Genomic DNA, 19,656 nt, shown 5'->3' with positions numbered 1-19,656 from the left:
CCGCCCGCCGCCCCGCCTCCTCAATGGATTCGGCTATGGTCGAATCGAAGAAGGGGCGGGCGGGGAGCGGCCGTCGGCGCGGCGCCGCCGGGGGCGCCGAGGAGCCGCGCCGCCCCGGCGCACGCCATCGGGGGGGGCGCCCGTGGGCGGGCGGGTGTACTTCGCGCACGAGGACCTCATGCGCTGCCGGTTCGCGGTCTCGCCGCTGTGGGAGTCCTTCGCGGCCGCGCACACGCTGCTCGAACCGGACCGCCACGGGCACCACCTGCCCTGGGTGCGCCGGGCCCGCCTGCCCGAGGGCACCGACCTGGCGGGGTTCCGCCTGCTGGTGCCCCGGCCCGGCTACGTGCCCGACTTTCTGACGCCCGCCCCCGAGGGGCCGCTGACCTCGATCGAGGACGAGCTGGCGCGGGTGCGCGCCACCCCGCCCGGCCGGGTGGAGGCCGAGCTGCGCCAGTGCCTGCTCGACCCGCGCCGCCGACTGCCCCGCGAGGCCGTCGACGGCCTGCTGCGCGACCCGGCGGCCACCCGCGACGCTCTGGCCGACCTGCTGGAGGTCTTCTGGCGCCACCTGGTGCGGCCGCACTGGCCCCGGATGCGCGCGCTGCTGGACGCGGACATCGCCGAGCGGGCGCGCCGGTTGTCGGAGGGCGGACTGGAGCGGCTGATGGGCGGTCTCGACGCGCGTCTGCGGTGGGACGGGCGCGCGCTGGCGGTCCACGGGCCGTCGGCCCCTGAGGAGCTGCACCTGGAGGGGCGCGGGCTGGTGCTGATGCCCAGCGTCTTCATCTGGCCGGAGCTGATCCTCATCAGCGACGAGCCGTGGCAGCCCACTCTGGTCTACCCAGCGCGTGGGGTGGGCGGCCTGTGGTCCCCGCCCGCGCGGCGGCCGCCCGAGGCGCTGGCGGGAGCGCTGGGCCGGACCCGGGCGGCGCTGCTGCTGGCGTTGGCCGAGCCCGACACGACCACCGGCCTGGCCGCGCGCATGGGGATGAGCACGGGCAGCGTCTCGGGGCACCTCACGGCGCTGCGGGCGGTGGGGCTACTGGAGTCGTGGAGGGTCGGCCGGAAGGTGCTCTATGCCAGGACACCGCTGGGCACCGCGCTGACGGGCGAGGACTGAGCCGCCCCTCGGGAACCGGGGCGCGGGGGCCCGGTTTGCACACAGGCGTCCCGCCGCCGTCAAGGCCGATTTTCATGATCAACGCTACACGCCCGTTCTCGCGAGATCAGGAGTAGTGTCACGCCAAGAAACGGGAACCGCGCCCCGGGGGGACACGATGAATGAAGCGGCATTGCAGCGCCTGATCGACGAGTCGGAATTGCAGAACCTCGTCAAGGCGCTCACGCGGGCGCTCGATGAAAGGGATTTCGATTCCCTGCCCGCGCTGTACACCGAGGACGGCGCGATCGAGCTCGGCGGGACGGTTCACCGCGGCCGACAGGAGGTCATCGAGGCCCCCAGGCGTTTCCTCGAAGCCAACTCCGAGGCGACCTACCACCACATGGGGCAGACCCACATCGGCATCGACGGGGACGAGGCGAATCTCGTTTCCTATGTCGTCGCCTACCACATCCCGAAAACGGCGGAGCCGGAGAGGCACGAGGACGGCGGCGGAAAAATCTACGCCGACGCCCTGCGGACCGGGGACGGGTGGCGGTTCACGCATGTCCGCCTCGAAGTCCTTTTCCTCCAAGGGGACCCTTTGAGCATCGACGTCTGAATGGGCGGGCGAACGCTCCGGGGCGGCCGCGCTGACCGGCGCACGGCTGCGTCACGGGGACGGCCCCTCCGTGTCGTCGACGGCGGCGAGCTCGTCGGCATGCTCGTCGGTCCACGCGGCCAGGGCGCGTATAGGGCCCTCGACCAGGCTCGCGCCGAGGGGAGTCAACCCGTACTCCACACGCGGCGGCGCCTCACGGAAGCGGTGCCGCTCGACGAGGCCGCTGCCCAGCAGGCGTGTCAGAGCCTCGGTGAGGGCCTTGTCGCTGACGCCTCCGATCGACGAGCGCAGCCGCCCGCGCCGTAGCGGCCCCTCGTGCAACGCCGCCAGCACGATCGGGTCCCATGTGTGGCCGAACAGGTCGAACGCCGCGCGCAGGCGGCAGTCGGCGACGTAGTCATAGCACCGGCCGGTCTCCTCCGCCATGGCCCCATCCTCGCAGCCCCGTCGCGCACCGATCGGTGCGCGACGGGGCGCCTAGTGTTCCGGTCGCACTGCACAAGCGCTGATGGGAGCGGTGACGATGAAGATCGGTGTGCTCGGAACAGGAAGCATGGCCCGCGTGCTGGGAGCCGCCTGGGTACGGGCCGGCCACGAGGTCAATGTGGCGGGGCGCTCGCCGGACAGGGCACGCGCGCTGGCCGACCGGTTGGGCGGCGGGGCCGGGTCGGTCGCCCCGGAGGAGATCTCCGAAGGGCGGGACGCGGTGTTTTTGGCCGTGCCCTGGGAAGCCGTCGAAGACGTCCTGGCCAGGGCGGGGGCGGGAGCCGGGTCGATGCGCGGCCGCGTGGTGGTCGACCCCGTCAACGCCGTCGACCACGGCGTCGGGGTGGTGCAGGTGGACGGCGGGGGGTCGGCGGCCCAGCGGATCGCCGAGCTCGCGCCCGGCGCGCACGTGGTGAAGGCCTTCCACCTCTTCCCGGCCGCGCTGTGGGAGCGCCCTTCCCCGTCGGCGCCTCCGGTGGTCGCCATGTGCGGCGACGATCCCGGGGCACTGGACACCGCCGGAGTCCTGGTCCGCGATGCGGGCGGTGTGCCCGCCGTCCTCGGGCCGCTGTCCCGTTCCCGCCAGTTGGAGGAGGTCGCGGGCTTCGCCGCCGCCCTGCACCTGTCCGGTGCCGACCCTGCGGCTGCCCTGCCGTCCACCTCGGGCGCGGCAGGCAAGGCGGGTACGAGCTGACGGGTCCCGGCCGGGCGGCGGGCCACCGGGGCACGAGGGGACGGCGGTGACGACGAAGGTCTGTTTCGTGCCGGGTGTGGCGGAGGCTCTCCCCCCTTGGGAAGGGGAGCATGCCGACGCCGAGGAAGTGCCCCGATGAGCCGCGCGATCGCATCCCGGGCCACGCGGCCGGGTCCCGGCTGGGCGCCACCCCGGAACGCCGCGCGACCGGTCACCAGGACCGAGGTCGACCCAGACTTCTACCAGCGGAAACAGGCCTCAGCCGAGACTGGGGCGCTGCTTCCGGGGCTCCGATGAACCCGAAACGGGACAGTCGGCGGCCCTTCCCGCGGCGCTGACGGTTGCACGGAGTGTGCGCGGTCACCGGAGGGGGCGGCGACGGCTACGGCCGGGCGGTTCCCCGCCCGCGCCCACCGTCCGCCGGGCCCCTCGCGGCCCGGGAGCTCGGCTCGATCCGGTGCCCCGCTCATGGGCCCGGCCGGGTGGCCGACGGTACTGCCGTACGGGCCGCCCCCTGGTCCCACCGCCGACCGCCCCCGGTCACCCCGCGGCCTGGGGCTCCTGCGCCTTCTCGTGCTCGGGGAAGGGCACCGCCCCCGGGCGGCGGTGGGACCACGGGCGGGCCTCCTCCAGTTGGGCGGCCAGCCGGAACAGCATCGACTCGCCCCCGGCCGCGGCGATGAACTGCACCCCGAGCGGCAGCCCCTTGTGCGTCCAGTGGAGGGGGACCGACATCGCCGGGGTCCCGGTCAGGTTGGCGGTCAGAGTGAAGGGGGTCGCCGTCAGGTTGGTCACCGCCTCCTCGGTCACCAGCCCGGTCGCCGCCACCACGCGCTCGGTGCCGGTGCGCACCAGCAGCCGCTCGGCCGCGCGCAGCCACCGCGGCGGGTCCAGCCGCCCGATGGCCACCGGGGGGCCGGCGATGGTCGGCGTCAGCAGCAGGTCGTAGCGGGAGTGGAAGTCGGCCAGCGCCGCGGTGTGCGTGTTCCACCGGTCGGCGCCGCGCACGTAGTCGGCGGCGCTCATCGCCCGGCCCATGGCGGCCAGCATCAGCGTGTCCGCCTCGAAGCCCGCGTCGCCGCACCCGGTCTCGGCCTTGATGCCGTCCACCAGGGCCGCCATCGACCCGTACCACAGCGTCAGGAAGTCCTCGGTGAGGCGGCGGCCGTCCAGCTCCGGCTCGGCCTCGGCCACGTCGTGGCCCAGCTCCTCCAGCAGCGCCGCCGCCGACCGCACCGCCGCCACGGCCTCCGGGTGCACCGGCGTGCCCAGCGGCGACCGCTCGGTGAAGCCGATGCGCAGCCGGCCCGGCCCCCGGCCGACCTCCTCGGCGTAGGGCCGCTCGGGCGGGGCGATGGGGAACGGCGAGACGGGCTCGGGACCGGCGACCGCGTCGAGCAGTGCGGCGCTGTCGCGCACGGTGCGGGTGACGGTGCCGTTGACCGCCGCCCCGTGCATGGGCTCGCTGCGGCCCGGTCCGAACGGCACCCGGCCGCGGCCCGGCTTCAGCCCGAACAGGCCGCAGCAGGCGGCCGGGATGCGGATCGACCCGCCCCCGTCGTTGGCGCTGGCGGCCGGGACGATCCCGGCGGCCACCGCGGCTGCCGACCCGCCGGAGGACCCTCCGGGCGTGTGCCCCGGGTTCCACGGGTTGCGGGCGGGGCCGAACACCTCGGGCTCGGTGACGCCCTTGGCGCCGAACTCGGGCAGGTTGGTCTTGCCGAAGGGCACCAGGCCCGCCTCCAGCCAGCGGCGCACCACTTCGGCGTGCCGGGGCGCGGGCACATCGCGCAGCGCACGGCACCCGGCCGAGGTCGGGACCCCCTCGTAGTCGTGGAACAGGTCCTTCAGCAGGAAGGGGACCCCGGCCAGGGGGCCGCTCAGCGGGCGCGCCGCGCGCCGCCGCGCCTCGTCGTACATCGGACGGACGACCGCATTGAGCAGGGGGTTGACCTGCTCACACCGGGCGACCGCGGCGTCCAGGGCCTCGGCGGCCCCCACCTGGCCGTCCCGGATCAGCCCGGCCAGCCCGACGGCATCGTGTTCCAGGTACTCGTCCACACGCATGAGGGGAAACTAGCACCCCGGGTGGAACCTGTTCTCGGGTCGAAGGACCGCGCCGGGGGCCGACCCCGGGCGGGACGCGGACCGGGCCCCGACGGGGCGCGCGGGCGCCTGAGGCCCGCGCGCCCGGGCCTCAGGCTCGGGAGTCGGGGCCGATCGCGCCGGGGCGGCCGTCCTCGATGGTGTAGCGGGCCAGGTCGCGGATGGGGGCGCCCGGCTCGCTGACGCGGTCGACCACGCGGTAGTCGGCGGTCCACTCGGTCGGGGTGACCCTGTTGCGCACGTACCCGCGGCGCCGGTTGATCATCTTGATGTGCGGGTTCTCCTGCAGCTGCACCCCGTCGCCGGGGCCGTTGTCGGCGCCGTCGCCGCCGCTGGTGAAGGAGGTGCCGACCAGCTCGGTGGCCACGGTGGCCGACTCGGGGTCGTCGAAGTCGGCCTTGACGTCGACCACGTAGTTGGCGTGCACGTCCCCGGTGATGACCACAGGGTTGGACGGGCCGGTGGCCAGCACGTCGCGCACGGCGTCGCGCTCGTACCGGTAGCCGTCCCAGGCGTCGTTGCTGAAGTTGGTGCCCTCGCCGGCGACGAAGTCGCGCTGGCTGAAGAACACCTGCTGGCCCAGCACGTTCCAGCGCGCCCCGCTGCCGGTGAGCCCGGCGGTCAGCCAGCGGCGCTGGCGGTCGCCGAGCAGGGTGCGGTCGGGGTCGTCATGCTGCCCGTCGCCCACCTGGTCGCTGCGGTACTGGCGGGTGTCCAGCAGGTGCAGGTCCATCAGGTCGCCGAAGGCCAGGCGGCGGAACATCTGCACGTTCGGGCCGTCGGGCCGCTGGGCGGCGCGCAGCGGCATGTTCTCGTAGTAGGCCTGGAACGCCCGCGCGCGGCGGCGCAGGAACTCCTCCGGGTCGCCTCCGTCCTCGGGGGTGTCGTCGGCCCAGTTGTTCTCCACCTCGTGGTCGTCGAAGACCACCGCCCAGGGGAAGGCGGCGTGGGCGGCCTGGAGGTCGGGGTCGGTCTTGTACTGGGCGTGGCGGATCCGGTAGTCCGTGAGCGAGACGGTCTCCCAGGAGGGGACGTGCGGGCGGCCGATCGCGCCGGTGTCGCCGTACTCGTAGATGTAGTCGCCGAGGAACACGACCAGGTCGAGGTCCTCCCGGGCCAGGTGGGCCTGGGCGGTGTAGTGGCCGTTGGTGTAGCTCTGGCAGCTCGCGAAGGCGAAGGAGAAGGCCTCGGGGCTCGCCCCGCGCGCGGGCGCGGTGCGGGTGCGGCCGACCGGGCTGAGGTGGCCCTGGACCCGGAACCGGTAGTAGTAGTCGGCCGCGGGGCGCAGCCCGGAGACCTCGACGTGCACCGAGTGGGCCGAATCAGGGACGGCGCGGGTCTCGCCGGAGGCGACGATGCGCCGGAACCGCTCGTCCTCGGCGACCTGCCACTGCACCTTGTACATGTGCTCGGGCATGCCGCCCAGGCCGTTGTCGGCCAGCGGCTCGGGGGCCAGGCGGGTCCACAGGACGATGCTGTCGGGCAGCGGGTCGCCGGAGGCCACGCCGAGGCCGAAGGGGTCGGGCAGCCGTCGGGGCGCCGCGTGTGCGGGCGCGGGGCCCACGGCGCCGAAGGCCGCGGCCCCGACGGCGGCGCCGAGCAGCACGCCGCGACGGGTGGCGCCGCGTCCGGCCGCGCGGGGGGCGGGGGAGGAGGGGGATGTGTTCAGGGGGGTGTCCGACATGCACGTCTCCTCGGACTCGTCGGGTATCCGTCCCTTGGGGGTGGGGCGGACCGGACCGAGGTCTATCAGGACATGCGAGGTAGGACGTCCCAACAATCACGCGATGAACGTTGCCCCCTCATCGGTGACCGGGCGGTGACGCCGCGCGTCCGCGCAGGTGGGGCGGCCGGCCCGGCGGCGGGGCCGACGGGGCCGAGGGGGCCGACACCGGCCGCACACCGACCCGGAGGCGGACCGGGCACAGGCCAAGGGGCACTGCGATTCCTTAACACATCACCACCTTTTCGAGTCTTCAGAAATTACTGAAGACCGGATAGCGTGTGCGGCGACGGACCACCACCGCTCTGGCAAGCGAGGCCGACCATGACCGCATCCGACACCGTCTTCGACCTGGGCTCCCCCGAGTTCATGGACGACATCCCGGGCGGCTACGCGCGCATGCGCGACGGCGCCCCCCTGGTGCGCATCGCCTTCCCCGGCGTGGACTACACGACCTGGATGGCCACCCGCTACGACGTCGTACGCGACGTGCTCAACGACCCGCGCTTCCTGCGTGACGCCACCCGGGTCCCCGGCCTGGAGGGCGCGGGCATCATCGACCAGCTCGTGCAGGCCTTCGGCGTCACAGACGAGTACAAGCGCTACATGCGCGGCCTGCTCACCGCCGACGGCGAGGACCACGCGCGGCTGCGCAAACTGGTCTCGCGCGCCTTCACCGTGCGGCGCGTCAACGGCCTGCGCCCCCGCATCCGCGCGATCGCCGAGCAGGCGCTGGACGCCCTGGAGGGGCGCGAGGAGTTCGACGTGCTGTGGGACTACGGCTTCCCCGTCTCCGGCAACGTCATCTGCGAGCTGGTCGGCATCGAGGAGTCCGAGCGCCCCCGGTGGCGCGCGTGGATGCACACCATCGCCGAGGGCGCGCCGGAGCGGTACAACGACTCCTTCGTGCAGATGGTCGACGCGGTCCTGGACACCATCGCCGACCGGCGCGCGCTCGCGGCCCGCGGCCAGGCCCCCGACGACCTGCTCACCGCGCTCATCCACGCCCGCGACGAGGACGGCGGCCGCCTCGGCGAGGACGAGCTGGTCGCCATGGTGCTCATCATCGTGCAGGGCGGGCACCACACCACCGCCCACTTCGTGGCCAACTCGGTACTGGCGCTGCAGCGGAACCCCGACCAGGCGGCGGTGCTGCGCGAGGACCCCGGGCTGATGCCCCGGGCCGTGCACGAGCTGCTGCGGCTGCACGGCCCGGCGCCGCTGGCGGGCGTCGCCCACGCCAAGGAGGACGTGGAGGTGCACGGGGTGCGCATCCCGCGCGGGGACGCGGTGGTGTGCGCACTGTCCGGGGCCAACCGCGACCCGGGCGCGTTCGCCGAGCCGGAGCGGCTGGACATCACCCGCGAGCCCGAGGGGCGCCGGGAGACGCACGTGTCCTTCGGACACGGGCCGCACTACTGCCTGGGGGCGGCGCTGGCGCGCACGGAGGGCGAGATCGCGCTGGAGCTGCTCATGGAGCGGTACCCGGACCTGGCGCTCGCGACGGCCCCCGAGGACCTGGAGCGCTTCGACCAGCCGGGCTCCCGGCACCTGGTGTCGCTTCCCGTGCGCCCCCGAGGCGGCTCCTGACCCCCGCCCCCTCACTGAAGGGGCGGGACACGGCGGCGGCCGGGGCACGGGGGCGCCGACCGCCGACGGGCGGCGTGACCGCCCGGAATCCGGAGGCGGCGGGCAGAAGCCTGTGCACGCACCGCACCCGGTGCCCCGGCGCGGACCGGTCCCGCCCCTCCTCAAGTCCGCCCTCGGACGCACCGGGGCGACGAGGGCGGAGCACCCCCGGCCCCGGCCGTCAGAGCGCGGCCAGGCCCCCGTCCGCCGCCGGGTCCGCGTTGGCCCCGGTGATCACCGTGGCCACGGACTCGCCCGGAACCGCCTCCCGGCCGCGGGCGATCGCCGCCAGCCCCGCCGCGCCCGCCGGTTCGGGCAGCACCCCCAGCGTGCGCGCGGCCAAGCGCATCGCCGCCGCCATCTCCTCCTCGTCCACCAGCACCACATCGTCCACCAGCGCCCGCACCCGCCGCACCGCCTCCGGGTGCGGGGCGGCGATGGAGATCCCCGCCGCGAAGGACGACGACGGCGCCACCGCCTCGGCCCGCCCGGTCCGCCAGGCCCGCTCCATCGCCGGGGCCGCGGCCGCACCGGCCCCCACCACCCGCACCCCCGGCGCGTGCGCGCGCAGCCACCGGGCCACGCCGGTGATCAGGGCGCCGTCGCCCAGCGGCAGGACCACCGTGTCGAAGCCGCCGGTCCGCGCCAGCTCGACGCCGATGGTCCCGGCCCCCTCGGCGATGGCGGCGTCGCGCCCGTCCACGGCCATCACCCGGCCCGCGTCGGCGGCCGCGAACGCCTCGGCCTCCTCCAGGTGGGCGCCGACCCGGTGGACCCGCGCCCCGAACGAGGCCATGCGGGCGGTCTTGACCTCACTGGTGTGCTCGGGCACGAACACGTCGGCGGTGATGCCGCGGCTGCGCGCCGCATAGGCCACCGCCTGCCCGAAGTTGCCGCCGCCGGAGGCGCACACCAGCCCGGTCGCCGCGGGCAGGTGCGCCGCCAGGTGCAGGGCGCCCCGCCCCTTGAAACTGCGCAGCGGGTTGAGCGTCTCGACCTTGACCAGGGCGGGGCGGCCGAGCGCGGCGTCCAGCATCGCGTCCCGGTACTGGGGGGTGTCGAGGAAGACGGGGTCGATGTACTCGCGGGCCGCGGCGATGCGGTCCAGGTCCAGGTCGTCGGCGCCCTGCGGGGCGCCGGTCGGATGGGGGGCGGTGCGCGTGCGGGCCACGGCGGACTCCTCGTCATCGGATGGGCGGGGCCGGATGGCCGCAACATTAGGCAGGGCGGCGGTGGCGGCGATTGCCCGTTTCCGCCGATGCGTGCAAGATTTTTGCATGCGCGACCGGCACCCCCTCGACGACCTGGACCGCCTGCTGCTCGCCTTGGTGCAGCAGGACGCCCGGCGCCCGCTGCACGAGCTGGGCGACGAGGTGGGCCTGTCGCCCAGCGCGGTGCAGCGCCGATTGACGCGGCTGCGCCGCACAGGGGCGATCCGCGCCGAGGTGGCGGTGGTCGCGCCCGAGGCGGTGGGGGCCGAGCTCACCTCGCTCGTGCTGGTGGCGCTGGCCGACGACGACCCCGAGCACCACGCGGCCTTCCGGGCGCGCATGCGCGCGGAGGCGTGCGTGCAGCAGTGCTACGCCATCGTCGGCCAGTGGGACTACGCGGTGCTCCTGGTGACACGGGACATCGCCGAGAACAGGGAGCTGTCGCGGCGCCTGTTCGTCAGCGACTTCGGGGTCAGGCGGTACGAGACCTTCCCGTCGTCCGGCGCGGTCAAGTCGGGCCTGACCCTGCCGATCGAACCCGGCTAGTGCGATGGCCGCGTACATTCGCCGAGTCCGGTGACGCATTCGGCCCGCCCGCGCTCAAGGCGGCCCGACCACATCACAGCGGACGGCTCCGATCCTCGCGCTGGGGGATCGGCGCATCGCCGGCCGCGGCCAGCAGCTCGATGGGGAACTCCCGATCGTTCTGCCCCACGGCGAGGGAGACCCATCGCCCCGATTCCGGCGGCCGCCACAGGAGCATCGTGCTCGTGAGCATGCACAACTGGCTGATCGGCTCGGGAACAGGATCCTCCGCACGGGGCGTCCGCAGACCGAACGGATCGATGAACGGTTGCTCGACCGGTTCCCTGTCCAGGTACGGCGTCAGATCGACCGGTTCGGGCTCACCCCAGCGCGTCGTCAGCGCCTCCACCAGCCCCTGGAAAGCGATGTCGACCTCCTCCTCGGCCGCCCCGACGGCCTCCTCCCCACCGTCCTCCCAGAAGTCCTGGCCGGTCCGTAGAACGCGCACGTGGTAGCCCGGTCCGCCGCGCCGGTCCCCTTCCCACTCCTGCTCCCGCGGGAAGGGAAGAGCGAGGAGGTCATCGACGATGGCCTCCAGATCCTGTGTTGTCATGCCGGGAGGCTAACAAGCCGGTGAACGCGTGTGGTCACCGCAGGAGGGGCCGAGGCGGAGTGCGGGCCACCCGTCCCGACCAGGCCGACACGGTGGTCACGGCACTGGTGTGGGCCTGACGCGGCTTCGCAGCGCGGACGCCATAGCCCGGCCGGGTCGGCCCTCGCCGACCGGCCCCGTCCTCCCCGAAATTCCGTTGCGCATCGCGGTACTCCCGCGCGAGCATGCGGTGGCCGACCACGACCGAGCGTGAGGGAGAGACCGAATGCGGCGACTCTGCGGATTCTTCGAGCCCACCTTCCGGACACGGGATCCTCAGGAAGTCGCCACCGATGACCCCTCCTTCGCCTCCGACACCTCTGACGATCGGCATCGTCGCCCACGTCGACGCTGGTAAGACCAGCCTGACCGAGCGCCTGCTCTACGACACCGGCGCCATCGGCCGCATGGGCGGCGTCGACACCGGCGACACCGTCACCGACACCGGCCGGATCGAGCGCGAGCGCGGCATCACCGTCCGCACGGCGGTCACCTGCTTCAGCGCGCACGGCCGCCAGGTGACCATCGTCGACACCCCCGGCCACGCCGACTTCGTGGCCGAGGTCGAGCGCGCCCTGGCCGTCCTGGACGCGGCCGTCCTCGTCGTGTCGGCCGTCGAAGGCGTCCAGGCGCACACCCGCCTGCTCATGCGCCACCTGCGCGAGGCCGGCCTGCCCGTCCTCGTCTTCGTGAACAAGGCCGACCGGCGCGGCGCCCGCCCCGACGGCGTCCTCGACGAGCTGCGCCGCCGCTCGCCCGCCCGGCTCCTGCCCCTGAACCGCGTCGAAGGGGCGGGCACCCGGCAGGCGCGCACCCGGGCGGCTGAGGAGGACGACGCCGCTTTCCGCACCCGGCTGGCCGAGGCGCTGGCCGACGACGACGATGAACTGCTCGCCGCCCTGGTCGACGACCGGCCGCCGCCGCCCGGCCCCGACCTGCACGTGCGGCTGCGCGCGCAGGTGGCCGCGGGCCGGGTGCAGCCGGTCCTGTTCGGCTCGGCGATCACCGGGGCGGGCGTCGCCGAGCTCACCCGCGCCCTCACCCGCCTGTTCGCGCCGCGCCCTTGGCCCGGGGCCGAACCGGACGGCCCGGCGGGCACCGTGTTCGCCGTCGACCGGTCGCCCTCCGGCGACACGTCCGGCTACCTGCGCCTGTTCGCCGGGCGCCTGGAACCCCGCGACCAGGTCTCCTTCGTCCGCGCGGACCCGGGGGAGGAGGGGCACGCCGGGCGCATCACCGCTCTGGAGGTGGTCACCGCCGGGGCCGGCCGTCCCCGCGCGCTCGAAGCGGGCGGGATCGCGCGCATGCGGGGCCTGCCCGGCTTACGGGTCGGCGACCGCCTCGGACCGCCGCGGCCCGGCGCCCCCGCCCCGCGCTTCGCCCGCCCGTCCCTGGAGTCCGCCGTCCGCCCGTCGGACCCCGCCCAGGCGGGGCGGCTGCACGCCGCGCTGTCCGCACTGGCCGAACAGGACCCGCTGATCCGCACCCGCGTACTGCCCGGCGGCGCGGTCTCGGTGCTGCTGTTCGGGGAGGTCCAGAAGGAGGTCATCGCCTCCACCCTCGCCGAGGAGTTCGGCGTCGAGGCGGTGTTCGAGGAGAGCGCGACGGTCTACACCGAGCGGCTCGCGGGCACCGGCGAGGCCGTGGAGGAGATGGGGCCGGGCGCGGACGAGTTCTGGGCGACGGTCGGCCTGCGTGTCGAGCCGGGCGCCAAGGGCAGCGGGGTGCGGTTCCGGCGCGAGGTGGAGGTCGGTGCCATCCCGGCGGCCTATGACCGGGCGATCGAGGAGACCGTGCGCTCCGCGCTCGGGCAGGGCCTGTACGGGTGGCCGGTGCCCGACTGCGCGGTGACGCTGGTCCGCAACGGCTTCTTGGCCCCGGCGAGCGTGGCGGCCGATTTCCGGGGCCTGACCCCGCTGGTGCTGATGCGCGCGCTGGCGCGGGCGGGCACGCGCGTGTACGAGCCGTTGCAGGCCTTCGAGGTGGAGGGGCCCTCCGAGGCGCTCGGGGAGGTACTGGCGGCGCTGTCGGCGGCCCGCGCGCACATCGAGGAGGCCGACACCGGGCGCGGCTCTTGGCAGATCACCGGCGAGGTCCCCTCACGCCAGGTGCACGCCCTGGCGGCGCGGCTGCCGGGGCTCACGGGCGGAGAGGCCACCTGGTCCACGCGGCCGGGCGGGGACCGCCTGGTCGAGGGGCCGCCGCCGCGGCGGGAGCGCACCGACGGCAACCCCCTGGACCGGACGGAGTACCTGGCCCACCTCAGCCGGACGGGGCACGCGTGACGCCTCGACCGATCTCGTCGGGGTCGCGGGTGGTCAGCGCCTGGGCGAGGGGCGTTCCGGTTCGCTCGGCGGCCTGGAGCCGCTCTTTGACCTGGCGCACGGTGCGCGGCCGCCAGCCGGGCCCGTCGCAGCACGAGGAGTGGAAGGTGACCCCGGCGCGGAGCAGGACGTCCAGCACGAACCACCCGGCCGCGTCGTCGCGGCGGGGCACCTCCAGATCATGGCCCGCATCGATCAGTCCACCTGCGCAGTTGGGGCAGACCCGCTGCTGATCGGGGAGGCTGGGAATCTTGAAGTCCAATCGGCAGGACAGGCACACATGATGGGAACCGGGGTTGCGGGCGCGTCGGCACATGCGCGCCAGTTTCCCTGCCGCCCGTGTCGAGGGGCAAGCGGATACGGGGCGGAGCGATCGGCGCCGAGGCCGCATCTCGCCCAGCGGCCGCAGGACTCCCGCCCTGGAGCGGGCGCGGGACGAAGAGCGTCCCAGGCCGTTCCTGGGGCGGCTCCGCCGACGGTTTGCGCCCCGCACCAACGGTAAGGAGACCTTCCGGAACGGACGCCCGCCCCCGCGGCCCGGGTCGGCCCGGACGCGCAGGGCCAGAGCACCCCACGGAGCGCCCATGGCCGCCGAGCCCGCCCACCCCTTCGTCCCCTACAGGCCTGCGCGCCTGCCCCAGCCGGAGATGATCCGCCGCGGCCGGGAGTTCGCCGAACTGCTCGACCAGCGGCGCAGCGTGCGCGCGTTCAGCGGCGACCCGGTCCCGCGCGAGTGCATCGACCTGGCCGTGCGCGCCGCCAACACGGCCCCCTCGGGCGCCCACCAGCAGCCCTGGACCTTCGTCGTCGTGGGCGACCCGCAGACCAAGAAGCGCATCCGCGAGGCCGCCGAGGCCGAGGAGCGGATCAACTACGAGGGCGGCCGACTGCCGCCGGACTGGCGCGCCGCGCTCGCGCCGCTGGGCACCGGCTCCGACAAGCCCTACCTGGAAACGGCGCCGTGGCTGGTGGTGTGCTTCGCCCAGAAGTACGGCGTGCGGCCGGACGGTACACGGCAAAAGCATTACTACGTGAACGAGAGCGTGGGCATCGCCTGCGGCATGTTCATCACCGCCCTGCACACCATGGGCCTGAGCACGCTCACGCACACGCCCAACCCGATGGTCTTCCTCACCGAGATCTGCGAGCGCCCATCCAGCGAAAGGCCCTACATCCTTTTTCCGGTCGGCTACCCGGCACCCGATGCGCACGTCCCCGACCTGCGGCGCAAGCCCCTGGGCGAGGCCATGGTGGACGTCCCGCCACAGCGGCCGGGGCCGACCGGAACCCCCTGACCCCGGTCGGGCCCGCCGGATGCCGCTGCCCCGGGGTCCGCGGTCCGGAGCGAAGGCGTCGACCGTTTTCCCGGCGCCGGTGTCATCGGGCAACGGACGGGGGAATGGTCCGGCATGGAGGACGAGAACGCGCCGCCGACCCCCGCCGAAGAGGCCGCGGCCCGCGCCGGTGTCCTGCGCACCGCCGAGGCCTGGGCGGAGGCGATCGTGTCCAACGACGCCGAGCGGATCGCGGTGTACATGGCCGACGAGTGGACCATCGTGTCCGGGACCGGGGTCACCGCCAAGGACGACTTCCTCGCGCACGTCGCCTCCGGGGACCTGACCCACTCGGCCATGGCCCCGGTGGGCGAGCCGCGCATCCTGCTGGCGGGCGGCACGGCGGTCTCCACCGCCCGAGTGGTCAACACGGCCTACTACCGGGGGACCCGCCACGACGCCGACGAATGGACCACCGACATCTTCGTCCGGCGCCGGGGCCGCTGGGTCTGCGTGCACACGCACATCACCCCGGCGAACGAGGCGCCCGGCTGAACCGGTCACGTCCGCTGGAGTGTGTCACCTCCGTCCGACCAGGTCGGCGCGGGCGTCGCGGCATTGGGGCGGCCCGCCCCAGTGTCGGTGCCGTGACCGGCGCCCCCCACCTGTCGGCGGGCGGCCGAAGACCGGCCGTCCAGGGCGGCCACGGCCGCCGAAGGTTCCGCGGACCCCATCGCTGAACCGCCAGGGGCGCGGCCGGGCTCGGAGAGCCCGTCACGCCACCCCGCACTCGGTGAAGGCCGTGCGCAGGCGGCGCACGCCTTCGCCGATCTCCGGGGCACCGCCCGTTCCTCCGAAGCTCAGGCGCAGGTGCGGGGCGGTCGGTTCGGCGGGGAAGTAGTGGTGGCCCGGGGCCACCGCCACACCCGCCCGCAGGGCCGAGGCCTCCAGCGCCTGCTCGTCGGTCCCCTCCGGCAGGCGCAGCCACAGGTGCAGTCCCCCCAGGGGCGGCTCCAGCGGGGGCAGGCCCGGCAGCTCGTGCATCAGCGCGGCGGCCATCTCCCGCCGGCGCTCGGACAGGCCCCCGGCGACCGCGCGCAGGTGGCGCCCCCACACCGGCGAGCCCACCAGCTCCAGCGCCGCCTCCTGCAGCGGGCGCGGCACGAAGAAGCTGTCCACCACCTGGATGGCCCGCAGCCTGCGCATCACCGGCCCCCGCGCCGCCAGCGCCCCCACCCGCAGGTTGGGGGAGGTCACCTTGGTCAGCGACCGCACGTGCACCACGCAGCCGTGCTCGTCCTCGGCCGCCAGCGGCGGCGGCTGCAGCGGCGCGTCGGCGTGCCCCAGGTGCCGGGCGAAGTCGTCCTCCAGCACGAACGCCCCCGCCGCGCGGGCGATCTCCAGGACCGCGCGGCGCCGCTCGGAGGAGAGCACCGCCCCCGTCGGGTTCTGGAACAGCGGCTGGCACACCACCACCCGCGCCCCCGAGGAGCGCAGCGCCTCCTCCAGCAGCTCGGGGCGGATCCCGTCCCGGTCCAGCGGGACGGGCAGCGGCCGCACGCCCGAGGCGCGGGCCGCCGCCAGCATGCCCGGGTAGGTCGGCGACTCCACCAGCACCGGCGCGCCGGGCGGGGCCAGGGCGCGCAGCCCCGCGGTGAGCGCGCTCTGCCCGCCCGCGGTCACCAGCACGTCCGAGAGGTCGAGTACGCCGTCGTGCCCGCCGATCTCGCGGGCGAACCAGCCGCGCAGCTCCGGTACCCCCTCCACCGGCGGGCGCTCCCAGGCCTCCGGGCGGCGCCCGGCCCGGGCCAGGGCGGTGGCCAGCGCCCGCTCCGGCTGCAGCCCCGGGTGCAGGTAGCCGCCGTTGAAGGCGATCGTGCCCGGGGGAGGGGAGGACAGGGTGGCCAGGATCCCGGCGTCGTCGACGGTGCGCGGCACCGGCTCGGCGCCGCCGAGGGTCGGCTCGGTGCTCAGCGACACCTCCTGCCAGGAGGTGTCGCCCCGGGCGCGGGCGCCCGCGGCGGTGGGGGCGCGGAAGGCGCCCGCGCCCGGACGGGTGACGACCAGCCCCTCGGCGGCCAGCACCGCGACCGCGCGCGAGACGGTCACCGGGCTCACGCCGTAGCGCTCCACCAGCCGCCTGCTCGGCGGGAGCTTCTCACCGGGTGAGTAGCGGTTGACCTCCTGCCGCAGGGATGCGGCCAGTTCCCCCACACTGCTACTCTCTTTCATGAGAGCTGATGATAGCGCTATCGCCCCGGAGCGGGTAGCGGCCCGGCGCGGCGCCGTACTGGCGGCCCTGGGCGTCGCCTCGTTCTCCTTCACCTTCCCCGCGACCTCCTGGGCGCTGGAGGGCTTCGGCCCCTGGACGACCACCGCACTGCGGTGCGCCCTGGCCGGGCTGGTCGCCGCCGCGGTGCTCAAGGGCACCGGGGCCCACCTCCCCGGCAAAAGGCACATCCCGGGGCTGCTCGTGGTGGCCCTGGGCTGCGTCGTGGCGTTCCCGCTGCTGACGTCGCTGGCGCTGCAGACCACCTCCACCGGCAACGCCGCCGTGATCATCGGGCTGCTGCCGATGAGCACCGCCGTCGTCTCCTCGCTGTGGTCGCGCTCCTGGCCGCCGGGGGTGTTCTGGGCCGCGGCGGCGGTCGGGGCCGCGGCCGTCGCGGGCTTCACCGCCGTCCGGACGGGCGGCGCCCCGGGCCCGGGCGACCTCTACCTGTTCGCCGCCCTGGTGCTGTGCGCCGCCGGGTACGCGGCGGGCGGCCGTCTTTCGGCCCACATGCCCGGCTGGCAGGTGATCGCCTGGGCGCTGGTGCTCTCGCTGCCGGTGATGGTGCCCACCGCGGCGGTGGCGCTGGCCCTGGAGCCCGTCGCCCTGGCCCCGGTCCCGATCGCGGGACTGGCCTACCTGGCGCTGATCTCGCAGTTCGGCGGGTTCGCCGCCTGGTACCGGGGCATGGCGCTGATCGGGGTCGCCCGCGCGAGCCAGTTCCAGCTCGCCCAGCCGCTGCTGACCCTGGTGTGGGCGCTCCTGGTCCTGGGGGAGGCCGTCAGCGCCTGGGCGCCGGTGACGGCCCTGGTGGTGCTGGCGTGCATCGCCGTGACCCAGCGCGCGGCCCGCAGGAGGGCCGCCCCGGCCGCACAGACCGCACCCGGCGGCACACGGGAAGGCAGCCCGCTGGACGCGGCTTCCAAGAGCCGGTGAGGCGGCGACGCGACGTGCGGGGGCGGGCCCGGGCCGGGTCCGCCCCTGCTTCTAGGTAGCCCTACTCAGCCGCCTTGAGCAGCGGAGCCGATGTGGCGCCCCCGCCCGCGGCCGTAGGTTCACGGCATGGGTTACCTGGTCATCGGCACCACCGCGGCGCTCCTGCACTTCGCCTTCCTCGGCTACGTCGTCTTCGGCGGCTTCCTGGCCTGGAAGCGGCCCAGGGCCATCCGGGTCCACCTGGCCGTGGCCGCCTACGCCCTCGGGATCGTCATCGTCGACTGGCCCTGCGTGCTGACCGAGCTGGAGAACTGGGCGCGCGCCACGGGCGGCCGCCCGGTCATGGAGAACGGCTTCATCGACCACTACCTGACCGGCACCCTCTACCCGCGCGAGCACCTGATGACATCGCGCATCGTGATGGGCGCCGTCGTCGTGGGGTCCTGGGCAGGGGCCGCGGTGCTCCGCAGGCGCGCGAAGGGCGGGACGGCAGCGGGGCAGGGGCGGACGTCCCCGGCCGCCGAGGCCGAACCGGAGCGTCCCCTCGAGAGCGTCAGTGCTTGACGGCCGTCACCCGCAGGCGCCGGTAGTCGGCCCACCAGGCGCCGTCGCGGTACAACCGGTCGCGGGTGCGCTCCTGGGCGTCGGCCAGGAACGCCCCGGTGTCGGCGACCCCTTCCAGCAGGTGGGAGCCGAACATCCGCAGCCACACCGCCACGCCGTCATCCCCCTCCAGACGCGTCGGGCGGTCGAACAACCAGGCCGCGGTCACCTCGAACCCGGCCCGCTCCAGAACCCCCGCATATTCGGCGATGCCGGGGAAGTACCAGGGGGAGGCCGCGTCGGGCAGCCCCGCCTCGGCGCGCACGGCACGGGCCGAGGAGTCGATGGCGGCGATGTTGCCCCGGCCCCCGAACTCGGCGACCAGACGGCCGCCGGGGCGCAGCGCCGCCGCGAGCGAGGCGGCCGCCGCGTCGGCCTCGGGGACCCAGTGCAGGACGGCGTTGCTGAGCACGGCGTCGAAGCCGCTCAGCCCCAGGTCCCGCAGGTCTCCCACGCGCACGTCCAGGCCGGGGAAGCGCTCGGCGGCCCGTTCGACCATCTCGGGGGAGGCGTCGACGCCGACGACCTCGGCCCCGCGCTCGGCGACGGCGGCGGCATGGTCCCCGGTCCCGCACCCGGCGTCGAGCACACGCTCGCTGGCGGCCAGCGCCAGCAGGTCGATGAGATCGGCTCCGAGCGAGGCGACGAACGCATGGCGGGTGTCGTACAACTCTGCGTCCCAGGTCTGGTTCGGCATGCCCGCACCGTAACACCGATGTATCATATTTTGATATTCATTTCTCAGTATCCGAGAAAACACAAAAGTACTACCGCTGGTACTACCACCCGGCTATGCTGGGCGCATGGGTGTTGAGAAGCTGTCGGTCTCATTGGACAAAGAGGTCTACGACAAGGTCAGAGAGGCAGCCGCACAGTGCGGGCTCCCTCTGTCCACCTGGTTGGGGCGGGCCGCCGAGCGGGCCGCCGAGCTTCAGCGTGCGGAATCAGCGCTTCATAAGCAGTTCTCCGACCACGGCGAGCCGTCAGCGGAAGACCGGGCGTGGGCTCGCGACCAGCTCGACGCCGCAGGCGTGGGACATGCTGAACCGGCGGACAGTGTCAGCGCTCGGCGCGAGGCTCTGCAGCGTCTCGACCGCCTGGCGTTGGAGGACGACACGTGAGGGTCCTGCGGAGTCGGCGCCTGGTGTTGGACGCAGGAGCCCTTTGCCATGCGGAGAGGACCCCCCGGGGGAAGGTCTGGGCGCTGTGCCAGGCCGGGGTCTCCGAAGGGCGCCGCCCACTACTGCCGATCGGTGTCCTTGCTCAGACATGGCGCGGCGGGCCGAGGCAGGCGGGCCTCTCCCGCCTGGTCAACGCCTGTGAGATCGTTCCTCTCGAAGAACCGACAGCCAAGCGGATCGGTGTGCTGCTCGGCCGCTCCGGGCAAGCCGACATCGTGGATGCCGCGGTCGTCATCGCCGCCATCGAGACGGGCGCCGCCATCGTGACATCCGACCCCGGAGACATTCGGAAACTCGCCGAGGCCGCCGAGTACGA

At 74.5% G+C, this 19,656-nt stretch carries 19 protein-coding genes; 11 read left to right on the top strand and 8 right to left on the bottom strand.

The annotated features are described in order from the left end of the window. Positions 1–154: 154 nt before the first annotated feature. Together D476_RS0114205 and D476_RS0114200 are read left to right on the top strand one after the other, a co-directional pair. A complete protein-coding gene (locus tag D476_RS0114205; protein ID WP_017624605.1) occupies positions 155–1,123 on the top strand; it encodes an ArsR/SmtB family transcription factor in 969 nt (322 codons plus the stop codon). Between the two features lie 157 nt (positions 1,124–1,280). Beyond that, a complete protein-coding gene (locus D476_RS0114200; protein WP_083939519.1) occupies positions 1,281–1,724 on the top strand; it encodes a nuclear transport factor 2 family protein in 444 nt (147 codons plus the stop codon). A gap of 51 nt (positions 1,725–1,775) precedes the next feature. Here D476_RS0114200 and D476_RS0114195 read toward each other — a convergent pair whose 3' ends face one another. Further along, complete coding sequence (locus D476_RS0114195; RefSeq protein ID WP_017624603.1) at positions 1,776–2,150, bottom strand: winged helix-turn-helix transcriptional regulator; 375 nt, start codon at positions 2,148–2,150, stop codon at positions 1,776–1,778. A 97-nt stretch (positions 2,151–2,247) separates the two neighbouring features. Here D476_RS0114195 and D476_RS33290 point away from each other — a divergent pair, with 97 nt between their 5' ends. Continuing rightward, a complete protein-coding gene (locus D476_RS33290; protein ID WP_051061741.1) occupies positions 2,248–2,904 on the top strand; it encodes an NADPH-dependent F420 reductase in 657 nt (218 codons plus the stop codon). Between the two features lie 540 nt (positions 2,905–3,444). On the opposite strand, the gene D476_RS0114185 is transcribed toward D476_RS33290, so the two are convergent. Both D476_RS0114185 and D476_RS0114180 read right to left on the bottom strand, forming a co-directional pair. Further along, positions 3,445–4,971, bottom strand: coding sequence for an amidase (locus D476_RS0114185; protein WP_017624601.1), 1,527 nt, complete (start codon positions 4,969–4,971; stop codon positions 3,445–3,447). Between the two features lie 130 nt (positions 4,972–5,101). After that, entirely contained in the window at positions 5,102–6,694 is a 1,593-nt protein-coding gene (locus D476_RS0114180) for an alkaline phosphatase D family protein (protein ID WP_017624600.1), read from the bottom strand. 363 nt (positions 6,695–7,057) lie between these two features. Here D476_RS0114180 and D476_RS0114175 point away from each other — a divergent pair, with 363 nt between their 5' ends. Beyond that, positions 7,058–8,323, top strand: a complete 1,266-nt coding sequence (locus D476_RS0114175; RefSeq protein WP_017624599.1) for a cytochrome P450 family protein — start codon at positions 7,058–7,060, stop codon at positions 8,321–8,323. 220 nt (positions 8,324–8,543) lie between these two features. Here D476_RS0114175 and D476_RS0114170 read toward each other — a convergent pair whose 3' ends face one another. Continuing rightward, on the bottom strand, positions 8,544–9,533 hold the full coding sequence (locus D476_RS0114170; RefSeq protein WP_017624598.1) for a threonine ammonia-lyase: 990 nt from the start codon (positions 9,531–9,533) through the stop codon (positions 8,544–8,546). A 106-nt stretch (positions 9,534–9,639) separates the two neighbouring features. Between D476_RS0114170 and D476_RS0114165 the strand changes: the two genes are divergently transcribed. Beyond that, positions 9,640–10,119 carry an Lrp/AsnC family transcriptional regulator gene (locus D476_RS0114165; RefSeq protein WP_017624597.1) on the top strand — a complete coding sequence of 160 codons (480 nt, stop codon included), beginning with the start codon at positions 9,640–9,642 and terminating at the stop codon, positions 10,117–10,119. A gap of 73 nt (positions 10,120–10,192) precedes the next feature. On the opposite strand, the gene D476_RS0114160 is transcribed toward D476_RS0114165, so the two are convergent. Next, positions 10,193–10,711, bottom strand: coding sequence for a hypothetical protein (locus tag D476_RS0114160; protein WP_017624596.1), 519 nt, complete (start codon positions 10,709–10,711; stop codon positions 10,193–10,195). Between the two features lie 332 nt (positions 10,712–11,043). On the opposite strand from D476_RS0114160, the gene D476_RS0114155 reads away from it, so the two are divergent. Next, positions 11,044–13,035 (top strand): elongation factor G, encoded by a 1,992-nt coding sequence (locus D476_RS0114155; protein WP_017624595.1) that lies wholly within the window; start codon positions 11,044–11,046, stop codon positions 13,033–13,035. Here the strand turns inward: D476_RS0114155 and D476_RS33285 are convergent. Continuing rightward, positions 13,013–13,390, bottom strand: coding sequence for a hypothetical protein (locus D476_RS33285; protein WP_026123496.1), 378 nt, complete (start codon positions 13,388–13,390; stop codon positions 13,013–13,015). The two genes, D476_RS0114155 and D476_RS33285, sit on opposite strands and share 23 nt — an antisense overlap. A 268-nt stretch (positions 13,391–13,658) precedes the next feature. Here D476_RS33285 and D476_RS0114145 point away from each other — a divergent pair, with 268 nt between their 5' ends. Both D476_RS0114145 and D476_RS0114140 read left to right on the top strand, forming a co-directional pair. Continuing rightward, a complete protein-coding gene (locus D476_RS0114145; protein WP_017624593.1) occupies positions 13,659–14,369 on the top strand; it encodes a nitroreductase family protein in 711 nt (236 codons plus the stop codon). A gap of 114 nt (positions 14,370–14,483) precedes the next feature. Next, positions 14,484–14,903: a nuclear transport factor 2 family protein gene (locus tag D476_RS0114140; RefSeq protein WP_017624592.1), complete on the top strand. Its 420-nt coding sequence runs from the start codon at positions 14,484–14,486 to the stop codon at positions 14,901–14,903. A 219-nt stretch (positions 14,904–15,122) separates the two neighbouring features. On the opposite strand, the gene D476_RS0114135 is transcribed toward D476_RS0114140, so the two are convergent. Then, on the bottom strand, positions 15,123–16,562 hold the full coding sequence (locus tag D476_RS0114135) for an aminotransferase-like domain-containing protein (RefSeq protein WP_017624591.1): 1,440 nt from the start codon (positions 16,560–16,562) through the stop codon (positions 15,123–15,125). Between the two features lie 16 nt (positions 16,563–16,578). Between D476_RS0114135 and D476_RS0114130 the strand changes: the two genes are divergently transcribed. Both D476_RS0114130 and D476_RS0114125 read left to right on the top strand, forming a co-directional pair. After that, complete coding sequence (locus D476_RS0114130; RefSeq protein WP_017624590.1) at positions 16,579–17,556, top strand: DMT family transporter; 978 nt, start codon at positions 16,579–16,581, stop codon at positions 17,554–17,556. A gap of 126 nt (positions 17,557–17,682) precedes the next feature. Further along, a complete protein-coding gene (locus D476_RS0114125; RefSeq protein WP_017624589.1) occupies positions 17,683–18,120 on the top strand; it encodes a DUF2784 domain-containing protein in 438 nt (145 codons plus the stop codon). On the opposite strand, the gene D476_RS0114120 is transcribed toward D476_RS0114125, so the two are convergent. Further along, complete coding sequence (locus D476_RS0114120; RefSeq protein ID WP_017624588.1) at positions 18,110–18,856, bottom strand: class I SAM-dependent methyltransferase; 747 nt, start codon at positions 18,854–18,856, stop codon at positions 18,110–18,112. The two genes, D476_RS0114125 and D476_RS0114120, sit on opposite strands and share 11 nt — an antisense overlap. A gap of 106 nt (positions 18,857–18,962) precedes the next feature. On the opposite strand from D476_RS0114120, the gene D476_RS0114115 reads away from it, so the two are divergent. Then, the gene (locus tag D476_RS0114115; RefSeq protein WP_017624587.1) at positions 18,963–19,280 is read left to right on the top strand and encodes a hypothetical protein; all 318 of its coding nucleotides are present in this window, start codon (positions 18,963–18,965) and stop codon (positions 19,278–19,280) included. Positions 19,281–19,656 lie beyond the last annotated feature (376 nt).

The organism is Nocardiopsis chromatogenes YIM 90109 (genome assembly GCF_000341185.1).
GTDB lineage: Bacteria > Actinomycetota > Actinomycetes > Streptosporangiales > Streptosporangiaceae > Nocardiopsis_A > Nocardiopsis_A chromatogenes.
Note: the sequence above shows the minus strand (reverse complement) of the source record. Positions and strands in the feature narration are given on the sequence as shown.

What these genes read in the sequence shown, in the direction of transcription:
- D476_RS0114200 (WP_083939519.1), top strand. Translation starts at nt 1,281, where the DNA reads ATGAATGAAGCGGCATTGCAGCGCCTGATCGACGAGTCGGAATTGCAG.
- D476_RS0114195 (WP_017624603.1), bottom strand. Translation starts at nt 2,150, where the DNA reads ATGGCGGAGGAGACCGGCCGGTGCTATGACTACGTCGCCGACTGCCGC.
- D476_RS33290 (WP_051061741.1), top strand. Translation starts at nt 2,248, where the DNA reads ATGAAGATCGGTGTGCTCGGAACAGGAAGCATGGCCCGCGTGCTGGGA.
- D476_RS0114185 (WP_017624601.1), bottom strand. Translation starts at nt 4,971, where the DNA reads ATGCGTGTGGACGAGTACCTGGAACACGATGCCGTCGGGCTGGCCGGG.
- D476_RS0114180 (WP_017624600.1), bottom strand. Translation starts at nt 6,694, where the DNA reads ATGTCGGACACCCCCCTGAACACATCCCCCTCCTCCCCCGCCCCCCGC.
- D476_RS0114175 (WP_017624599.1), top strand. Translation starts at nt 7,058, where the DNA reads ATGACCGCATCCGACACCGTCTTCGACCTGGGCTCCCCCGAGTTCATG.
- D476_RS0114165 (WP_017624597.1), top strand. Translation starts at nt 9,640, where the DNA reads ATGCGCGACCGGCACCCCCTCGACGACCTGGACCGCCTGCTGCTCGCC.
- D476_RS0114160 (WP_017624596.1), bottom strand. Translation starts at nt 10,711, where the DNA reads ATGACAACACAGGATCTGGAGGCCATCGTCGATGACCTCCTCGCTCTT.
- D476_RS0114155 (WP_017624595.1), top strand. Translation starts at nt 11,044, where the DNA reads ATGACCCCTCCTTCGCCTCCGACACCTCTGACGATCGGCATCGTCGCC.
- D476_RS33285 (WP_026123496.1), bottom strand. Translation starts at nt 13,390, where the DNA reads ATGTGCCGACGCGCCCGCAACCCCGGTTCCCATCATGTGTGCCTGTCC.
- D476_RS0114145 (WP_017624593.1), top strand. Translation starts at nt 13,659, where the DNA reads ATGGCCGCCGAGCCCGCCCACCCCTTCGTCCCCTACAGGCCTGCGCGC.
- D476_RS0114140 (WP_017624592.1), top strand. Translation starts at nt 14,484, where the DNA reads ATGGAGGACGAGAACGCGCCGCCGACCCCCGCCGAAGAGGCCGCGGCC.
- D476_RS0114130 (WP_017624590.1), top strand. Translation starts at nt 16,579, where the DNA reads ATGAGAGCTGATGATAGCGCTATCGCCCCGGAGCGGGTAGCGGCCCGG.
- D476_RS0114125 (WP_017624589.1), top strand. Translation starts at nt 17,683, where the DNA reads ATGGGTTACCTGGTCATCGGCACCACCGCGGCGCTCCTGCACTTCGCC.
- D476_RS0114120 (WP_017624588.1), bottom strand. Translation starts at nt 18,856, where the DNA reads ATGCCGAACCAGACCTGGGACGCAGAGTTGTACGACACCCGCCATGCG.
- D476_RS0114115 (WP_017624587.1), top strand. Translation starts at nt 18,963, where the DNA reads ATGGGTGTTGAGAAGCTGTCGGTCTCATTGGACAAAGAGGTCTACGAC.